The sequence below is a fragment of the Streptomyces sodiiphilus genome, assembly GCF_039529215.1.
Lineage (GTDB): Bacteria > Actinomycetota > Actinomycetes > Streptomycetales > Streptomycetaceae > Streptomyces > Streptomyces sodiiphilus.
Genome location: NZ_BAAAMJ010000088.1, coordinates 1 through 15,958, shown reverse-complemented (window position 1 = coordinate 15,958; position 15,958 = coordinate 1). Strand labels below are relative to the sequence as shown.

14 protein-coding genes and 1 pseudogene are annotated in these 15,958 nt (G+C 70.2%); 13 read left to right on the top strand and 2 right to left on the bottom strand.

What is annotated here, in order from left to right:
• Window positions 1-59: 59 nt before the first annotated feature.
• Both ABD299_RS24610 and ABD299_RS24605 read right to left on the bottom strand, forming a co-directional pair.
• A complete protein-coding gene (locus ABD299_RS24610) occupies window positions 60-626 on the bottom strand; it encodes a hypothetical protein (RefSeq protein WP_344266893.1) in 567 nt (188 codons plus the stop codon).
• Complete coding sequence (locus ABD299_RS24605; RefSeq protein WP_344266890.1) at window positions 626-4,510, bottom strand: hypothetical protein; 3,885 nt, start codon at window positions 4,508-4,510, stop codon at window positions 626-628. Before ABD299_RS24605 ends, ABD299_RS24610 begins: the two co-directional genes overlap by 1 nt.
• A 275-nt stretch (window positions 4,511-4,785) precedes the next feature.
• Here ABD299_RS24605 and ABD299_RS24600 point away from each other — a divergent pair, with 275 nt between their 5' ends.
• The 13 genes and pseudogenes from ABD299_RS24600 to ABD299_RS24540 form a co-directional block, all read left to right on the top strand.
• A complete protein-coding gene (locus tag ABD299_RS24600; protein WP_344266888.1) occupies window positions 4,786-6,312 on the top strand; it encodes a phage tail sheath family protein in 1,527 nt (508 codons plus the stop codon).
• Between the two features lie 40 nt (window positions 6,313-6,352).
• A complete protein-coding gene (locus ABD299_RS24595) occupies window positions 6,353-6,799 on the top strand; it encodes a phage tail protein (protein ID WP_344266885.1) in 447 nt (148 codons plus the stop codon).
• Window positions 6,799-7,272: a hypothetical protein gene (locus ABD299_RS24590; RefSeq protein WP_344266882.1), complete on the top strand. Its 474-nt coding sequence runs from the start codon at window positions 6,799-6,801 to the stop codon at window positions 7,270-7,272. The genes ABD299_RS24595 and ABD299_RS24590 overlap by 1 nt, the downstream gene beginning before the upstream one ends.
• A complete protein-coding gene (locus tag ABD299_RS24585; RefSeq protein WP_344266879.1) occupies window positions 7,269-7,412 on the top strand; it encodes a DUF6760 family protein in 144 nt (47 codons plus the stop codon). The genes ABD299_RS24590 and ABD299_RS24585 overlap by 4 nt, the downstream gene beginning before the upstream one ends.
• Before the next feature lie 30 nt (window positions 7,413-7,442).
• The gene (locus ABD299_RS24580) at window positions 7,443-9,320 is read left to right on the top strand and encodes a hypothetical protein (protein WP_344266876.1); all 1,878 of its coding nucleotides are present in this window, start codon (window positions 7,443-7,445) and stop codon (window positions 9,318-9,320) included.
• Window positions 9,321-9,363: 43 nt separating this feature from the next.
• Window positions 9,364-9,795 carry a phage tail protein gene (locus tag ABD299_RS24575; RefSeq protein WP_344266873.1) on the top strand — a complete coding sequence of 144 codons (432 nt, stop codon included), beginning with the start codon at window positions 9,364-9,366 and terminating at the stop codon, window positions 9,793-9,795.
• A gap of 6 nt (window positions 9,796-9,801) precedes the next feature.
• A complete protein-coding gene (locus ABD299_RS24570; RefSeq protein WP_344266870.1) occupies window positions 9,802-10,668 on the top strand; it encodes a CIS tube protein in 867 nt (288 codons plus the stop codon).
• A gap of 6 nt (window positions 10,669-10,674) precedes the next feature.
• Entirely contained in the window at window positions 10,675-12,546 is a 1,872-nt protein-coding gene (locus tag ABD299_RS24565; RefSeq protein ID WP_344266868.1) for a VgrG-related protein, read from the top strand.
• Between the two features lie 19 nt (window positions 12,547-12,565).
• A complete protein-coding gene (locus tag ABD299_RS24560) occupies window positions 12,566-12,841 on the top strand; it encodes a PAAR domain-containing protein (RefSeq protein ID WP_344266865.1) in 276 nt (91 codons plus the stop codon).
• A gap of 5 nt (window positions 12,842-12,846) precedes the next feature.
• Window positions 12,847-13,254 (top strand): GPW/gp25 family protein, encoded by a 408-nt coding sequence (locus tag ABD299_RS24555; RefSeq protein ID WP_344266862.1) that lies wholly within the window; start codon window positions 12,847-12,849, stop codon window positions 13,252-13,254.
• Window positions 13,251-15,221 carry a putative baseplate assembly protein gene (locus ABD299_RS24550; protein ID WP_344266859.1) on the top strand — a complete coding sequence of 657 codons (1,971 nt, stop codon included), beginning with the start codon at window positions 13,251-13,253 and terminating at the stop codon, window positions 15,219-15,221. Before ABD299_RS24555 ends, ABD299_RS24550 begins: the two co-directional genes overlap by 4 nt.
• Window positions 15,222-15,779 carry a phage tail protein gene (locus ABD299_RS24545; protein ID WP_344266856.1) on the top strand — a complete coding sequence of 186 codons (558 nt, stop codon included), beginning with the start codon at window positions 15,222-15,224 and terminating at the stop codon, window positions 15,777-15,779. It abuts the gene before it with no gap.
• Window positions 15,776-15,958 (top strand): annotated as a pseudogene (locus ABD299_RS24540) (protein phosphatase); the annotation flags it as partial. The gene ABD299_RS24545 and the pseudogene ABD299_RS24540, both read left to right, overlap by 4 nt.

The window sequence follows — 15,958 nt, the reverse complement described above, 5'->3', positions numbered from 1 at the left end:
TGCCCGATGCCGCTCAAGCCACGTGAGACATCCTCTAAGGATGGAAAGAGCTCACTGGTTCAGTTGCGGAGCTGAGCAGGTAGTCTCCGAAAGTCTTGCCAGTCCTGAAAGTGGGCCGCACGACTCGTAGGCGCCTCCACTGGAAGGACCCCCACCGGTCTGGCGAGCTTGCCGATCTCTGCTCCTTGAGCATGTTTCCAGTGGACCGGTGGAGGCACTCTATCGAAGTCTTCCCGGTAAGTTGCAATGACTCTCATTTTGCCTTCAATCTCAGCAGCGAAGAGCAATTCACCATACGCGCCAGCTGTTCTTGGTTTCCCTCCACCGATGTATCCGGCGAAGAGTTGCTTCCATTTTGGATGCACGTATTCTACAACCAAGAACAGAGGCCGACGAGCGACCTTCATGCGTTGAGCAAGATCAGCAAGCTGCTCCGCAGACCACCCGCGACCGCGCCCGATACCGGAACTCATGACTTTACCTGGAACGGAATACATGAAGGACTCCAGTATCGCTCTACGCTGCTCAAGAATTTCATCCGGTTCAGTGCTGACAGCGCTACTGGCGGCGAATTCTGCGTCCAGGTAGGACTGAAAGAAGTCTCCAACTTCCTCTACTGCAATCATCAGCCAGCCCCTCTTTCGATAAATAGCCAATCATCACCGTCGATAGTCTGCATATCCGAACTCCGGGCACCGGAAGCCAGTGAGGTCAACGTGTACTCGTACACTACAGCCGTGACACGCCGCACGGGCGGATTGAGCAGAACACCCGTCAACCTCTTGAGCTCGGCAACCGATTTCGGATCGCCGGGCTTGAACCAGGGTTGATTCGCAATATTTTGCACAAATACGTCTTTGAGGAGTTCACCAAAAGAAACGGTTACCTTCAGATCCAGCGCCACTTCACCCTGGCTAACGCCTTCGCCCTCCGCAAAGGCGAGAAGTTCCGCAGCGATAGCCGACTCAGCACCTCCCATTACCTGCTTATTATAGTGACCGCTTGTCGTGACCAGATTCAGAGCCTCTCGGTACCCCGACCCTCCGAACCAATCCGCGATCACATGCGCGCGATTAAGGTCTTGATTTGGGAGGAATCCAGGCGAGTCCTGAGTTACACCGCGGGGCGCCCCCGGAGCCTTGAGCCTGAGATCCTTGGCTTCGACACTGACCTTCATACTGCGCTGCGGGTCCGTCTCTGTCACCTTGAATGTCTTTCCTGCGCGAGTAGCATAAGTAGTGACACGCACATTTCCGTTATCATGGAAACTGATATTCGTCGGATAGAAATCTGTATGCTCGCGCTCCTCAGCGGGCTTGGGGAATGGCTTGAACTTGCCATAGATTCCCTGCGCAGCCAAGAACTCCATAGAATCAATGATGTCAAAGTTCTCCTGATCACCCCCTGTCGCCTGCTTCCCTTGCCCCTTCACTTTCGGTAAGGCTTCCTTGCCCAGCATGCTTACAACCTTTGAGCGGACCACGCTCCCAGCACCAAAAACGTGCTTCTCAAAAGCCGCTTTAGCTACTTCACGGCCGGTTCCATCATAGTACTTGCTCTTGACTTCCAAGGCAGTACTCTTCTGTTGCAGATAGGCTAGCGCGTCCGCGTCCGCACCATTGAGGATCGAACTTGACCATATGGGCTTCTCTCCCGTCTTCGGCCGCCTCAACTGCCGCTCCCACCAATGGTGGTGAACTTTCTTAATAAAGACAGGTCCGTACTTGTCGAGCTGCATCTTGATGGTCTCAATTTTCCTATACCGCCCCAAGGGATTCTCACTGGCCTTCATGACAAGGGCATAACTACCGCCCCTCTCCTTCGAAGTAAACCCCTTAATCCAGTGAAACTTGTTCCGGAGAGTGAGAAGATCGGAAGTGACGGCAGCAACTGGAGAGTTCTCCAGTTCATGCTTCGCCATAATACTCTTCGCTTGCTTCTTTGCCTCCGGAAGCTCTTGCCGCTTATCCCCCTTCTTCTTAAGCTTGCGCCAGAGCCGTTTGGCCTTCTTGGCTATAGTGTCGACGATTCTGTCGATGGCGCGGCCGACGGGTTTGGCGGCTTTTAGGAATACCTGTTTGACCTTGTTGGCGAGGCCGCCGATGCCGATGAGGGCGGCGAGGAAGCCGATGAGGAGGGGGAGGCTGTTGGTGAGGGCGGTTTCGATGAGCTGGGGGACGGCGCCGACGTCGCCGTTGGCGATGGCCACGACGGCGTCGATGCAGGCGTTGAGGAACTCGATGATCTGGGCGCCCTGGGTCACGATGAAGGTGACGATGTCGATGATGGCCTTCACGGCGCGGGTGAAGGCCGAGGCGGGGTTGAGCAGGGAGATGATCCAAGTGATCCCGGCGATGATGACGGTGGGGATCAGGTAGGTCTTCAGGTCGTTGAGGATGTTCTTCTTGAGGTCACCGGTCTCCTGCTGGATCTGCTGGGCGGCTCCGCCGGGGCCTTCACGGGCGAGTGCCTGTGCGGCGGGGACGGACTTCTCCGCGGCGGCCATGGCCGGTTCGGGGACGCCCTTGCGGAGGATCTTGGCGCGGATGGAGTCCCAGGTGAGGTTCAGCAGACTGGCCAGGAGGCCGATGATGCCCTTGATGTCGAACTTGGCGGGGATCTGGATGCCGGACTTGACGGCCGTGCCGAGCAGCCAGGAGACGACGCCGGTCTTCATGTGCTGCTCGATGTTGTCCGTGAACTGACGCAGGCCGTCGCCCAGACCGCTGATGAGGTTGCCGAGGAAGCTAATGGGGTCCTTGATGATCTTCCCGACCGCGGAGGCCGCGCGGGAGAGGACGCCCAGGAGGAGGTTCTTCAGCTCCAGGATGGTCTGGATCGCGCCGGCCACGGCGTCCATCACCTTGGCGATCAGGCCCTTGTGCTCGTCCTGCAGGCGCTGGATCTCCGCGTCGACCTCGCTGAGGGCCTCGGTGTACTTCTGCGCCAGGTCGCTGACGAGCTGCTCGGACTTGGCGTCGACATCGGATTCGAGGTCGTCGAACTTGTCGTTGAAGTCGGCGGCGGCCTCCTGGCCGTACCGCTTGAGGTCGTCCGGGAGCTTGTCGACCTCGGCCTTCATCTCCTGGCGGCCCTGCTTGATGCGCTGCTTCGCCCGGCCCAGCTCGGTGCCGATGGTGTCGGCGATGTTCCCGATCAGGGTCTGCATCATGTCGACATAGAGCTTGCGGGACTTCTGGAAGATGTCCAGGCCCTCCTGCGGCAGGCCCTTGAACTTGTCCCTCACCCAGCGGGCCTTGCCTTTGATGCCCTTGTACCGCTTCTTCTTGTACTCCTTCATCCGCTCCTTGTGATCGGCGGTGAAGGCGTCCCGGGCCCTCTTCTCTCCCGTCTCGAACTGTTTGTCGACCTTGCCGTCCAGGCCGTCCAGGATCTTCTCGACGTCCTTCTGGGTCCTGTCGAAGACCTTCTGGAGCTTGGCCGTCGCCTTCTCGCGGCGTTTCTCGTCCTCCGACTTGGTCTCGTCCTTGCCGGCGTCGACGTTCTTGCCCGCCTTCTCGCGGTCGGCGGCCATGGTGCTCATCGCGGAGGAACCAGCGGCTGCCGCACCCGACTTGGCCTTGGCCAGGCTCTCGTTCTCGGCGGCGCGGCCCTCCGCCGGAACAGCGTCGGTGGCCTCCTCGCCCTTCCGCTTCTCGTCCAGCGCCTCGTCGAACTGCGGCTCATTGCCCTTGGCCAGCTGCTCCTCGGTGACGTCGGCGCCGGCCATCTCCTCGTCGACCTTGCGCGGGCCCTCGGAGAAGTCCAGGACCTCATCCGGCTGCTTGTCCGGGACGGCGGCGTCGGCGCTGGGGGCTCCGGGGTCCCCCGGGGGCTTGTCGGAGGTCAGCGGGGTGACCTCCTTCTCCTTCGCCTCGGAGGTGTCCGGTGCGGCCTCGGTCTCCGCGGCGATGTCCTCGGCGGAGGACTCCTTGCCGTCCGCGACCTGGCCGCTCACCTGCTCCTTGACCTGGTCGGCCTTGCCCGAGTCGGCGAACTTGTCGGCCTCGTCGAGGTTCTGGGGGGCCTGGGCCGCGATGGCCTCGTTGACCGCCTTGACGAAGGCGGCCTTGTCGAAGTCGCCTGCCTCCGCCTCGTCCATCTTCCCGGCGTTCTTGTGCTTGCCCTGCGCCTCCACGTCGTCCTGCGGCGCCTGCGCCGCGTCCTGGGCGGCGGCGGACTCCGCTTCGGCGGGCCGGTGCTCCTTGAGCCCGGCCTGCTTCTCCGCGACCTCCGACGTGACCTGCTTGAATCCCGCGGCCGCCTCGGGCGGGGTCTTGACCACCTCCGCGTAGCGCTGGGCGACCAGGCGGGAGACAGCGGCGTTGCCCGCCGCCCCCTGCAGCCGCTGCACCGCCAGCCGCGACAAGCCCACCGGGCCGCCCGCCCCCACCGCCGGAGCCGCCGGCCCCGACGAGGTGCGGGCCGCCGGGCCGGCGGAACGCGAGGTTCCGCCCGCCTTCGCGCCGGGCTGCGCGGCGGACGGGGCCTTGCCGGCGGGGGCCTTCACTCGATCACACAGCGGCAGCTGAGGAGGCAGGACAAGCCGCCGGGCCGCGGGCGCGGCGGCACGGCGGAAGCGAGGAGAAGGCGCGCGGCGTCATCACCATGAAGACAGGGTGCGGTCCCGGGGCCTCGGTCATGGACGGCGGCCGGGAAGGACCCGGTGCACGGCCCGGTGCACGATCAGGCACCGCGCTCTGTACGGGCGGGCGGCCGAAAGACCTTCACCACTGATCATCCGCGAACCAGAATCACTCTCGTTTCCCGGTCGAGGAGAGTGGCATGCCGCAATACCTGTCCCCGGGCGTCTACATCGAGGAGATGGAGTCCGGGTCGCGGCCGATCGAAGGGGTGGGGACCTCCGTCGCCGCCTTCATCGGGTTCGCGCAGAAGGGCCCGCTCAACGAGCCCACGCTGGTCACCAACTGGAGCCAGTTCACCAGCGTCTTCGGTGACTTCGTCGAGGGCGCCTATCTCGCCTCCGCCGTGTACGGGTTCTTCGCCAACGGCGGCGGCATCTGCTACATCGTGCGGATCGGCGGACCGGCGGAGGACGAGCCCGACACGGCTGAGCCGCCGCGGGCGATGCTCGGCCCCTATGAGGTGCGGACACTGCCGGGGGTGACCGGGGAGGTCACGCTGGAGGTGACCGCGCCGGAGGGCGAGGAGCCGCCGCCGGACGCGTTCACCCTGCTGGTGCGGCGCGACGGCGAGGTCGTGGAGTCCTTCCCGGATGTGACGACCAAGCGCAGCAAGGACAACGTGGTGACCCGGGTGAAGGCCCGGTCGCAGGTGATCCAGCTGGAGACGGCGGTCAAGGGAGCCGGCCCCGCGGCGCTGGAGGCGCAGACGGTGACGCTGGCCCCGCCGGCCCGGGAACCGGGACCGGCGCCGGTGCCGCTCGCCGCGGACAGCTATATCGGGGATCCGGACGAGCGCACCGGCTTCGGCGGCCTGGAGGCGGTCGAGGAGGTCACGATGGTGGCCGCCCCGGATCTGATGAGCGCCTTCGAGAAGGGGGCACTGGGGCTGGAGGCGGTGATCGCCGTGCAGCAGGGGCTGATCACCCACTGCGAGGCGATGGGCGACCGCATCGCGATCCTGGACCCGCCGCCGGCGATGAGCCCGCAGCAGGTGCGGAAGTGGCGGCTGGAGACCACCGGCTTCGACTCCAAGTACGCCACGATGTACTACCCATGGATCAAGGTGTTCGATCCGGCCGCAGGGCGCAATGTGTTCATGCCGCCGAGCGGGCACATGGCCGGGGTCTGGGCGCGCAACGACGACACCCGCGGGGTGCACAAGGCGCCGGCGAACGAGGTGGTCCGGGAGGCGGTGGCGCTCCAGACGCAGATCACCAAGGGCGAGCACGACCTGCTGAACCCCATCGGGCTGAACTGCATCCGGGCCTTCCCGGGGCGGGGCATCCGGGTGTGGGGGGCGCGCACGCTCTCCAGCGACCACGCCTGGCGCTACCTCAATGTGCGGCGGCTCTTCAACTATCTGGAGGAGTCGATCCTGGCGGGCACCCAGTGGGTGGTGTTCGAGCCGAACGATGACGCGCTGTGGGCGCGGATCCGGCGGACCGTGTCGGCGTTCCTGGTGAACGAGTGGCGGCGTGGCGCGCTGTTCGGGCTGACCCCGGACGAGGCGTTCTATGTGAAGTGCGACCGGGAGACCAATCCGCCGGAGAGCATCGACGCCGGGCAGGTCATCTGCGAGATCGGCGTGGCGCCGGTGAAGCCGGCGGAGTTCGTGGTGTTCCGGCTGGCGCAGCTGTCCTCCGGGTCGGGCGCGGTGGACGAGTAGGACGACGTGAGAGACGTGCGACGCGCGACTGGAGGCTGGTATGCCGCTCCCTGATATGGACAGCTCGGCGGGACATTCCTTCGGGCTGGAGTTCGACTCGGTGCTGATCAGGCAGATCACCGAGGTGACCGGCCTGAAGATGGAGCAGGACGTCATCGAGCTGAAGCAGAACACCGCCGATGGCAAGTACGCCATCAAGAAGCTCCCGGGCAGGCCGAAGGCGGGTGAGGTCACGGTGACCCGGGGCCTGACCGAGGACAACAGCTTCGAGCGCTGGATCAAGGACTCCCGTTTCGGGCAGATGGCCAGCGCACGCCGCAATGGCTCCATCATCGTCTTCGACTTCACCGGCGTCCCGATCAAGCGCTACAAGCTGATCAACGCCTGGCCGAAGTCGCTGGAGATCGGTGCGCTGAAGGCCGGCGACACCTCAGTGCTCACGGAGAAGCTGGCCATCACCTACGAGAGCATGGAAGTCGAGCTCTGATGCGGCGTGCGATCGTCCCGTCACGCCGGCGGGAGGAGGAAGCGGCCGAGGACGCGGGTGGCCCGCCCGGCGCGGCGGCGGGGCAGCGGCAGCCGGAACGGCTGGTGACGGAGTTCCCCTTCGAGCTGCCGCGCGGCTATGTGGACGCCACGGGGACCGTGCACCGCACGGGTGTGATGCGGCTGGCCACGGCCCGGGACGAGCTGATCCCGCTGCGCGACGACCGGGTGCGGGAGAACTCCGCCTACCTGTCGGTGGTGCTGATCTCCCGGGTGCTGACGCGGCTGGGCACGCTGGAGGACATCCATCCGGGGATCGTGGAGGATCTGTTCGCCTCCGACCTCGCCTTCCTCCAGGACTTCTACCGTCGCATCAACTCCGAGGGCCACACCCGGGCGGCGGTCACCTGCCCGTCCTGTCAGGAGAGTTTCGCGGTGGACCTGGCCGGTGGTGGTCGCCTGGGGGAATCGTGACGTACGCGGCCGACCGTCTGCACGAGGAGGTCGCGTACCTCGCCTTTCACTTCCACTGGCCGCTGGACCAGATCCTGGACCTGGAACACGCCGACCGGCTCCGGTACATCGACCAGATCGCCCGCCTCGGCGGGCGGTGACGCACGGCACGCGAGGGGGACGGAAGACGGATGGGATTGCTGTCCTGGCTGGGCGGCCGTCGGCGGAGTGACGCCGCGGGGACGGGCGGTGGCGAAGCTCGTTCCGCAGCCGGTGACGGCGATGCCGTCCCGCGCCGTCCGCGCGAGGGCTGGCGGGAGGTTCCGCCGCTGCAGCGCACGGTGGAACCGCCGGTGCCGGTGACCGACCCGGAAGCCTTCGCCGGCTCGCTGGGGACCTGGCGTGACGCGTCGCTGCTGGGGCCGATGGGGCATCTGGTGAGCGAAGAGGCGCCGTCGGGGATGCTGCACGGCATCGCCGAGCCCACGCCGGGCGGGGCGGCCGAGGCCGGACGGGAGCCGGGGCCGGGGACGGCGGAGACAGCGGGCCCGGCCGGGCCGGCGCCCGTTCCGGTGCAGCGCGTCGTGGGGACTGGTCCGCTGGTGTCCGCGCCGCCGCCGGAACTGCCGCCGCAGCGGCTGGCCCCGCTGGTCGCGGGGGCGGAGCCGCCGGATGCGGTGGTGCGGCCGGACCCTCCGGCGGCACCCGGGGCGGCGGGTCCGGAGAGGGCGCAGAGCGGGCCGGATGCCGTGCCCGGGGCGGCGCCGCCCGTGCAGCGGTCCGGTCCGGAGCCGGCCCCTCGGCCGCGGGCGTTCGGACTCGGCGCGCCGCTGCCGGGGCTGCCGCCCACGGCACAACGCACCCCGGCGGGACACGCGCCCTCGCCCACCGCGCCGGATGCCCGGCCGGGCCGGGCACCGGGACAGACCGGGCCGGAGGGGAACGAGGGAGCGGGCCCGCCGCCGGTTCCGGCGGTGACGGAAGGGTCGGCGGCGCAGGATGCCGGGCCCTCCGGTCAGGAGTTGATGCGGCCGTTGCTCGGCGAGGAGCCGCCGGTGGTCAGCCGGGCGCCGGAGGCGGGGGCGGACGTCTCACCGGGCGGCCTGTCCGAGCGGGCTTCGGGTCCGGCCGGTGGCGGCGAGGCGCCGGGGCCGGACTCCCCCGGCGGAGGTTCCGGACCCGCGGACCGGCAGCCGGTCCCCCTGCAGCGCGCGACGGCCGACGGGAAGTTGATCGACGAAGCGGGCGGCCCGGCGCCTGCGGCGGAGGGGCACATGGTGCCGCTGACGGCGCAGCGGGCGGTGCCGCTGTTCTCCGGGGAGCTCCCGCCGGGCGTTCCGGGCGGTGCGGACACCGGGGAGGGTGCCGTGCCGGTGGTGCCGGTGCGGTGGGCCGGTGAGGAGGGCTCGGGCGGTACGGCCGGCGAGGGAGGCGGCGGCGGGGCAGGGCCGGGGTCCGTCCCGTTGCAGCGGCAGACCGACGATCCTACGGGCGCGGTGCCGGGCTCCGGGCCCTCGATGCCGGCCCCGGCGTCACCGGGTGTGGCGCGGCCGTCCGTTCCTCCGGTGGCCGGCGCGGGCACGGCCCGGGGCACGGGCGGGCTGCCGGACGCGGGGTCTGCGGCGATCGCGGCCGGAGTGGCGCAGCGCTCGGCCGATGGATCGGTGGTGTTCGGGGCGCCGCGGGGGGCGCCGGGGACGGTGCCGGGTCCACCGCCGTCACCGCCGCCGGAGCCGACAGCGGTGGCGGTGCCGACGGCGGTGCAGCGGTACGACGGCGGGGATGTGGGCGACGCCGGGGAGGACATCCTTCCCGGGGAACTGCTGGATGCCGGGCCGGACGAGGACCCGCCGGATGCTCCGCTGCCCGAGCCGGGGCCGGACGCCGCCGCCCCGGAGGACGAGGGCGGTGAGAGGCCGGGCCCTGCCGGTGCGGGGGGCAAGGCCGGGGCGCCGGAGGTCAGCGACGAGCTGGTCCGGGCGCTGTATCCGCCGCTGAGCCGGATGCTCCGGGCCGAGCTGCGGCTGGAGCGGGAGCGCGCCGGATTTCTGATCAACACCAGGCACTGACCACACCAGGCAGATCACCAGGCATCGGGAAAGGGGTCCGGGGATGAATGTGAACGATGACCCCGCGGTCAGCGTCTGCTTCGTCGTCACCGTGGACGGCATCGAGCTCGGCTCGTTCAACACCTGTGAGGGGCTGGGCTGCGAGGTGGTGCTGGAGCGGCGCGAGGAGGGCGGGAACAACGGCCATGTGTGGCAGCTGCCGACGCGGCTGAAGTACCCCAATGTGAAGCTGTCGCGGCCGCTGACGCGGGACACGGAGAAGGTCGCCAAGTGGTTCGCGTCCATGACCACCGGGTTCAGCCGGAAGACGGCGCACATCGAGGCCCGCACCGGGGACGGGCGCAAGGTGGCGCAGTGGGGGCTGCTCGAGGTGGTGCCGGTGCGCTGGACCGGGCCGTCGTTCAATCCGGATTCGCCGAAGGTGGCCATGGAGACGATCGAGATCGCCCACCACGGCTACGTCATGGAGGGCTGAGGCGGTATGAGTGCACCCGTGGCGTTCAGTGCGGCCGGGAGCGGCGGTGGCCCGGGGTCGCGGCCCAAGCTGGAGCACGCGTATCTGGAGCTGCGCACGCCCCCGCCGGGCGGGAGCCTGACGCCGGGCGGACCGTGCGGGCGGGTGGACTTCCAGTTCAACCCGCGGGAGCTGAGCCTGAGCAAGTCGGCGTCGTGGAAGCGGAACAGTGCCAAGGGCGCGAAGAGCGCGGGTCCGCCGGAGTATCAGGGCCCGGAGCCCAGCAAGCTGACGGTGGAGATGTTCTTCGACGCCAGCGACACCCAGGACTCCAGCGTGGTGTCCTCGGTGGAGCAGTTGCTGGCGTGCTGTGTGCCGACGAGCGAGAGCCGGCAGCAGAAGCGGTCCTCGCCGCCCTGGGTGGTGTTCCACTGGGGCGGGCTGACGGGCTTCCCCGGGTATGTCAGCCAGGTGCAGGTGAAGTACACGCTGTTCACCACCTCCGGGGTGCCGATCCGGGCCGTGTGCCAGGTCACGATGGAGGAGATCACGGGCGAGACGCCGGGGCAGAACCCGACGTCCGGGGCGCGGGACGCGCGGCGGGTGCACCGGGTGCGGGCCGGGGACACGCTGCCGCATCTCGCGTGGCGGGAGTACGGGGACCCGGCGGGCTGGCGGCTGATCGCCGAGGTCAACGGGATCGACGATCCGATGCGGCTGCGGGAAGGGCAGGAGCTGCTGCTGCCGTCGCGTGAGGAACTGGTCCGGGGCCGGGCCCGCGGGGCGGGGACCCAACCGGCAGGGGAGCTCGGGGAGGGCCCGGTGCGGCCACCGGGCCGGGTACTGGCGGGCGCGGCGCCCCGGGCGGCGCTGCCCGCCGGGGCGGGGAGGTGACGGCGGATGGCCGGAGAGAGCGTCGCCAAGACCCTCGAGGTGGAGTTCGACGGCAGCCCGCTGCCGGTGGCGCTGGCGAACACCCTGGTCGAGGCGTATGTGGACGACAGCCGCCGGCTGCCGGACCTGTTCGTGCTCCGGTTCCGGGACCCCGGCCGGGTGCTGCTGGAGCAGACGGGCGTGACGATCGGCAGTGAGGTGCGGCTGCTGGCGGACGCCGGGGACGGGCCGGGGCCTCGCCCGCTGCTGGAGGGGCAGATCACGGCCCTGGAGCTGGAGATCGACGACACGGGCACGTTCACCGTGATCCGGGGCCTGGACCGGGCACATCTGCTGTTCCGGGGGCGGCGGGTGGCCAGCTACCAGAACATGACGCTCGCGGACATCTGCACCCAGGTGGCGCGCCGCGCCGGGCTGGAGCCGGGGCGGATGGAGGTGGCCGGACCGGTGCTGGAGCACGTGGCGCAGCCGAACATCAGCGACTGGGAGTTCGTGCACGGGCTGGCCGAGGAGGCCGGCGCCCAGGCGTTCGTGGCGGACGGCCGGCTGCATGTGGTGCGGCCGACGGAGGCGAGCGGGGCACCCGATGTGCCGGCGCGGGCGGGCAGCGATCCGCTGGTGCTGGAGATGGGTGACAACCTGCTGCGCTGCCGGGCGGCGGTGTCGGCGGCGGAGCAGGTCACCGCGGTCGAGGTGCGGGGCTGGGACGTGCGGGCGGGGCAGCCGCTGGTGGGCCGCGCCGAGGCCGGTGCGGCGCCGACGCTGGACCTCGGGGTGTCTCCGCAGGACATGACCGGGCCGTTCGGGGAAGCGGAGTACGGCGTCAGCGACGGCGGTTACGGCAGCCAGGCGGAGGTGGACCAGGCGGCGGAGGCGCTGGCGCGGCGCATCGCCGGCTCGTTCGCGGAGCTGGAGGCGGTGATCCGCGGCAACCCGGAGGTGCGGGCGGGCGGCGCGGTCACCCTGGCCGGGGTAGGGGCGCCGTTCGAGGGCCGGTACACGGTGACGTCCACCCGGCATGTCTTCGATCCGGTGCGGGGGTACGAGACCTGGCTGACGGTCTCCGGGGAGCAGGAGCGGTCGCTGCTGGGGCTGACCGGTGGCGGGGGCGGCGCGTCGCACACCGGCGGCGGGCGGGCGCCGGGGCTGGCCAACGGCACGGTCACCGACACCAAGGACCCGGAGGGCCTGGGGCGGGTGAAGGTCAGTTTCCCCTGGCTGTCGGAGGAGTACGCCAGCGGCTGGGCGCGGACCGCGCAGGCGTCCGGCACGGGTGGCGGGGAGGCGTTCATCCCGGAGGTCGGGGACGAGGTGCTGGTCGGCTTCGAGCAGGGCCGCCTGGACCGGCCGTACGTACTGGCGGGGCTCTTCAACGGGCAGGACAAGCCCGCTCAGGGGCAGGGCGCGGACGGTGGCTCGGACGCGGTGGATCCGACGAGCGGGGCCGTCACCAAACGGGCGTTCGGCTCCAGGAGCGGGAACAAGGTGGAGCTGCTGGACGCCGACGGCGGGCAGCGGGGCGTGCGGCTGGTCACGGGCGACGGCAAGCTCACCATCGGGCTCGACCAGAGCGCGACGGAGATCGTCGTGCACAGCGACGGTTCGGTGGTGATCGAGGCCGGGGAACGCGTGTCGGTCTCCGCGAACGGCGGCGTGAGCGTCGACGCGGGAACCGGCGCGCTGGAGTTGTCCGGGGACTCGGTGACGCTGACCTCCCGCTCCGGTGTGCGGGTGGACGGCGGCAGCGGCGAGCTGCGGCTGGCCACGGACGGGGCGGTGGATGTGCGGGGCGGGCAGGTGTCGGTCAGCGGTGAGCGCACGGAGCTGCGGGGCGGCGGATCGCTTTCCGTCAACGCTCCGCTGGTGAAGATCAACTAGGCGGGAAGAGGGAGCGACGATGCCAGCAGCGGCACGGGTGGGCGACCCCACGGGCCACCCCGGCGTGATCAGCGGTCCGGGGGTGCCGTCGGTCCTGATCGGCGGGCAGCCCGCCGCCACGGTCGGCACCCCGCACCAGTGCCAGTCGCCGGCGGGGCATCTGCCCTCCGCGCTGGCTCCGCCGGGCAGTGCGACCGTGCTGATCGGCGGGCAGCCCGCGGCGCGGGCCGGGGATGTGTCGGCGTGCGGTTCACCGGTGCTGGCCGGCTGCCCGAGCGTGCAGATCGGCGGGTGAGGGGCGTGGCGCAGCAGTTCATCGGCGCGGGCTGGGCGTTCCCGCCGCGCACCGACGCCACCGGCAGCATCGCGCTGGTGCGCGGGGACCGGGAGCTGGAGGAGTCCATCCGGCTGATCCTGATGACGTCCCCGGGCGAGCGGCCCATGCGGCCGGAGTTCGGCTGCGGTCTGAACGAGTACGTCTTCGCCCCGGCCGACGCGGGCACCGCCGGGCAGCTCGCCTACGAGGTGCGGCGCGCGCTGGAGCGCTGGGAGCCGCGGATCGAGGTGGGCGATGTGGTGGTCCGCTTCGACGAGGCCGACGAAGGGGTGCTGTACATCGACATCGGCTACGCGGTGCGGGGCTCCAACGATCCGCGGAATCTCGTCTTCCCCTTCTATGTGATCCCCCGGCACGAGGAGTCTCCATGACGCTGCCCAGCCCGAATCTGGACGACCGGCGCTTCCAGGGGCTCGTGGACGAGGCGAAGCGACTGGTCCAGCAGCGCTGCCCGGAGTGGACGGACCACAATGTGTCCGATCCGGGGGTCACCCTGATCGAGGCGTTCGCGACGATGGTCGATCAGCTGATCTACCGCCTGAACCGGGTGCCGGAGAAGAACTACCTGGCGTTCCTGGGCCTCATCGGAGTGCGGCTCCATCCGCCGACGGCGGCCCGTACCAAGGTCACGTTCTGGCTGTCCGCGCCGCAGCCGGAGCCGCTGCGGGTGCGGGCCGGCACGGAGGTCACGACGGTGCGCACCGAGACGGAGGAAGCGGTGGTGTTCACCACCGGCCGGGACCTGTCGGTGGTGCCGTGCTCCTTCCGCCACCTGGCGACATGGGGGGCGTCCGGCAATGCCACGGACCGCTCGCAGGAGCTGGCGCTGGGCCGGGACGTGCCGTGCTTCTCCCCCGCCCCGGTGCCGGGTGACTGCCTCTATGTGGGGCTGTCCAATCCGGTGCCGAACTGCGCGCTGGTGCTGCGTCTGGACTGCTCGGTGGAGGGCGTCGGCGTGGACCCGCGACGCGCGCCGCTGCTGTGGGAGGCCTGGGACGGCGGCGGCTGGGTGGCGTGCGAGGTGGAGAAGGACGACACCGGCGGGTTCAACAAGGCGGGCGAGGTCATTCTGCATCTGCCGGCGGCGCACGCCACCTCGGTGGTGGCCCGGCAGTCCGGTGGCTGGCTGCGCTGCCGGCTGCTGGAGGCGGAGCCGGGCCAGCCGACCTACGTGGCCTCGCCGACGGTCCGTCAGGTCACGGCGTTCACCATCGGGGGCACGGTGGAGGCCACGCACTCGGAGACCGTCACCGAGGAGATCATCGGCACCTCCAACGGGCTCCCCGGGCAGAGCTTCCACGTCTCCCGGCCGCCGGTGATCACCGACGAGGAGCCGTTCGTGGTGGAGGTCGCCGAGGAGTCCGGCTGGGTGCCCTGGCAGCGTGTGGACCACTTCGCGCACTCCACCGTCTACGACCGGCACATCACCCTCGACCCGATCTCCGGGCGGGTGGACTTCGGCCCGGCCGTGCGGCAGCCCGACGGCACGCTGCGCAGCTACGGCGCCTTTCCGCCGGAGCGGCGGCCGGTGCGGGTGCGCCGCTACCGCACCGGCGGGGGCCGGCGGGGGAATGTGGCGCGTGGCGCGCTGCGGGTGCTGCGCAGCTCACTGCCGTATGTGGCGCGGGTGGAGAACCGGCGGGCCGCCCTGGGCGGGGTGGACGGGGAGACCCTGGAGAACGCCAAGAAGCGTGGCCCGATGACGCTGCGGACACTGCAGCGGGCCGTGGTGCCGCACGACTACGAGCAGCTGGCCCGGGAGGTCGCGCCGGACGCCGCCCGGGTCAGCTGCGTGCCCGTCGGCGACGCCGGCCCCGGGCCGGGGGACGTCGTGGCGGAGGCCGGGGTGCGGCTGCTGGTGGTCCCGGCGGGCCGCAGCGACGCACAGGGCCGCATCCGGTTCGAGGAGCTGATCCCTCCTGATGACACGCTGGCGATGATCGCCTCCCATCTGGACGAGCGCCGCACGATCGGCGCCCGGGTCGTCGTCGAGCCCCCGTACTACGAGGGCGTCACGGTGGTCGCCACGGTGCGCGCGGCGCGCGGCGTGGCCGGGGAGCGGCTGCGGGAGGAGGCGCTGACGGCGCTGTACGGCTACTTCAATCCGCTGACCGGCGGGCCGGAGGGGCAGGGCTGGCCGTTCGGGCGGCCGGTGCACTCCGGGGAAGTCTTCGCGGTGCTGCAGGGCGTGCCCGGCGTCGACCTGGTGGAGGATGTGCGGCTCTTCCCCGCCGACCCCGTCACCGGGGAACGCGCCGAGCCGGCCACCCGCATCGAACTGGACCGGCACGCACTGGTGTTCAGCTACGAACACCAGCTGCGAGTGAGGGAGGACTGAATGCGCGGCGTGATCCCGGGGCTGCCCACCACGCACCCGCTGCTGGGGCAGTTGCCGGCTGTCTACGGGGACGACGACTTCCTGCCGAGGATGCTCAGCGCCCTGGACGAGGTGCTGGCCCCGGTGCTGCTGACCCTCGACAATCTGCCCGCGCACCTGCATCCGCGGACCGCGCCGGAGGACTTTCTGGCCTGGCTCGCGGGATGGGTGGCGGTGGAGGTCGACGCGGAACGGCCGCACACCCAGCGGCGCGCGGTGGTCTCCGGCGCCGTGGCGCGGCACCGGGCGCGCGGCACCCGGCGGGGGCTGGCGGCGGCGGTGCGGGTGGAGACCGGCGCCGAGCCGGAGATCACCGAGAGCGGCGCCGCCTCCTGGTCGTCGGCCCCGGGCACCGCGCTGCCGGGCACCGCCCGGCCGTGGGTCCTGGTGCGGGTCCGCGTCCCCGATCCGGAGCGGCTGAACCGGGCGCGCCTGGAGCGGCTGGTGGCGGCGGAGGTGCCCGCGCATGTGGCGTCCCGGGTGGAAGTGCTGCCGGAACCGGAAGGGGGTGAGCCGTGATCTGCCCGGACTGCGGTTTCCTCAACGCCGCGGACGACCGCTTCTGCGGGTCCTGCCAGGCATACCTGGAGTGGGACGCGGAGGAGCGGGCCCACCGTGCCGCCGAGCGGCCGGCCGGGCCGGATGTCCCTCCCGTCCCGCCGACCGTGCCCGCCACGCCGACCCTCCCGGACGGCTTC

Bases quoted from the DNA above. Each gene is read 5' to 3' on its own strand.
- ABD299_RS24560 (WP_344266865.1), top strand. From the start codon at position 12,566: ATGCCAGCAGCGGCACGGGTGGGCGACCCCACGGGCCACCCCGGCGTG.
- ABD299_RS24580 (WP_344266876.1), top strand. From the start codon at position 7,443: ATGGGATTGCTGTCCTGGCTGGGCGGCCGTCGGCGGAGTGACGCCGCG.
- ABD299_RS24550 (WP_344266859.1), top strand. From the start codon at position 13,251: ATGACGCTGCCCAGCCCGAATCTGGACGACCGGCGCTTCCAGGGGCTC.
- ABD299_RS24610 (WP_344266893.1), bottom strand. From the start codon at position 626: ATGATTGCAGTAGAGGAAGTTGGAGACTTCTTTCAGTCCTACCTGGAC.
- ABD299_RS24600 (WP_344266888.1), top strand. From the start codon at position 4,786: ATGCCGCAATACCTGTCCCCGGGCGTCTACATCGAGGAGATGGAGTCC.
- ABD299_RS24595 (WP_344266885.1), top strand. From the start codon at position 6,353: ATGCCGCTCCCTGATATGGACAGCTCGGCGGGACATTCCTTCGGGCTG.
- ABD299_RS24590 (WP_344266882.1), top strand. From the start codon at position 6,799: ATGCGGCGTGCGATCGTCCCGTCACGCCGGCGGGAGGAGGAAGCGGCC.
- ABD299_RS24565 (WP_344266868.1), top strand. From the start codon at position 10,675: ATGGCCGGAGAGAGCGTCGCCAAGACCCTCGAGGTGGAGTTCGACGGC.
- ABD299_RS24575 (WP_344266873.1), top strand. From the start codon at position 9,364: ATGAATGTGAACGATGACCCCGCGGTCAGCGTCTGCTTCGTCGTCACC.
- ABD299_RS24570 (WP_344266870.1), top strand. From the start codon at position 9,802: ATGAGTGCACCCGTGGCGTTCAGTGCGGCCGGGAGCGGCGGTGGCCCG.
- ABD299_RS24545 (WP_344266856.1), top strand. From the start codon at position 15,222: ATGCGCGGCGTGATCCCGGGGCTGCCCACCACGCACCCGCTGCTGGGG.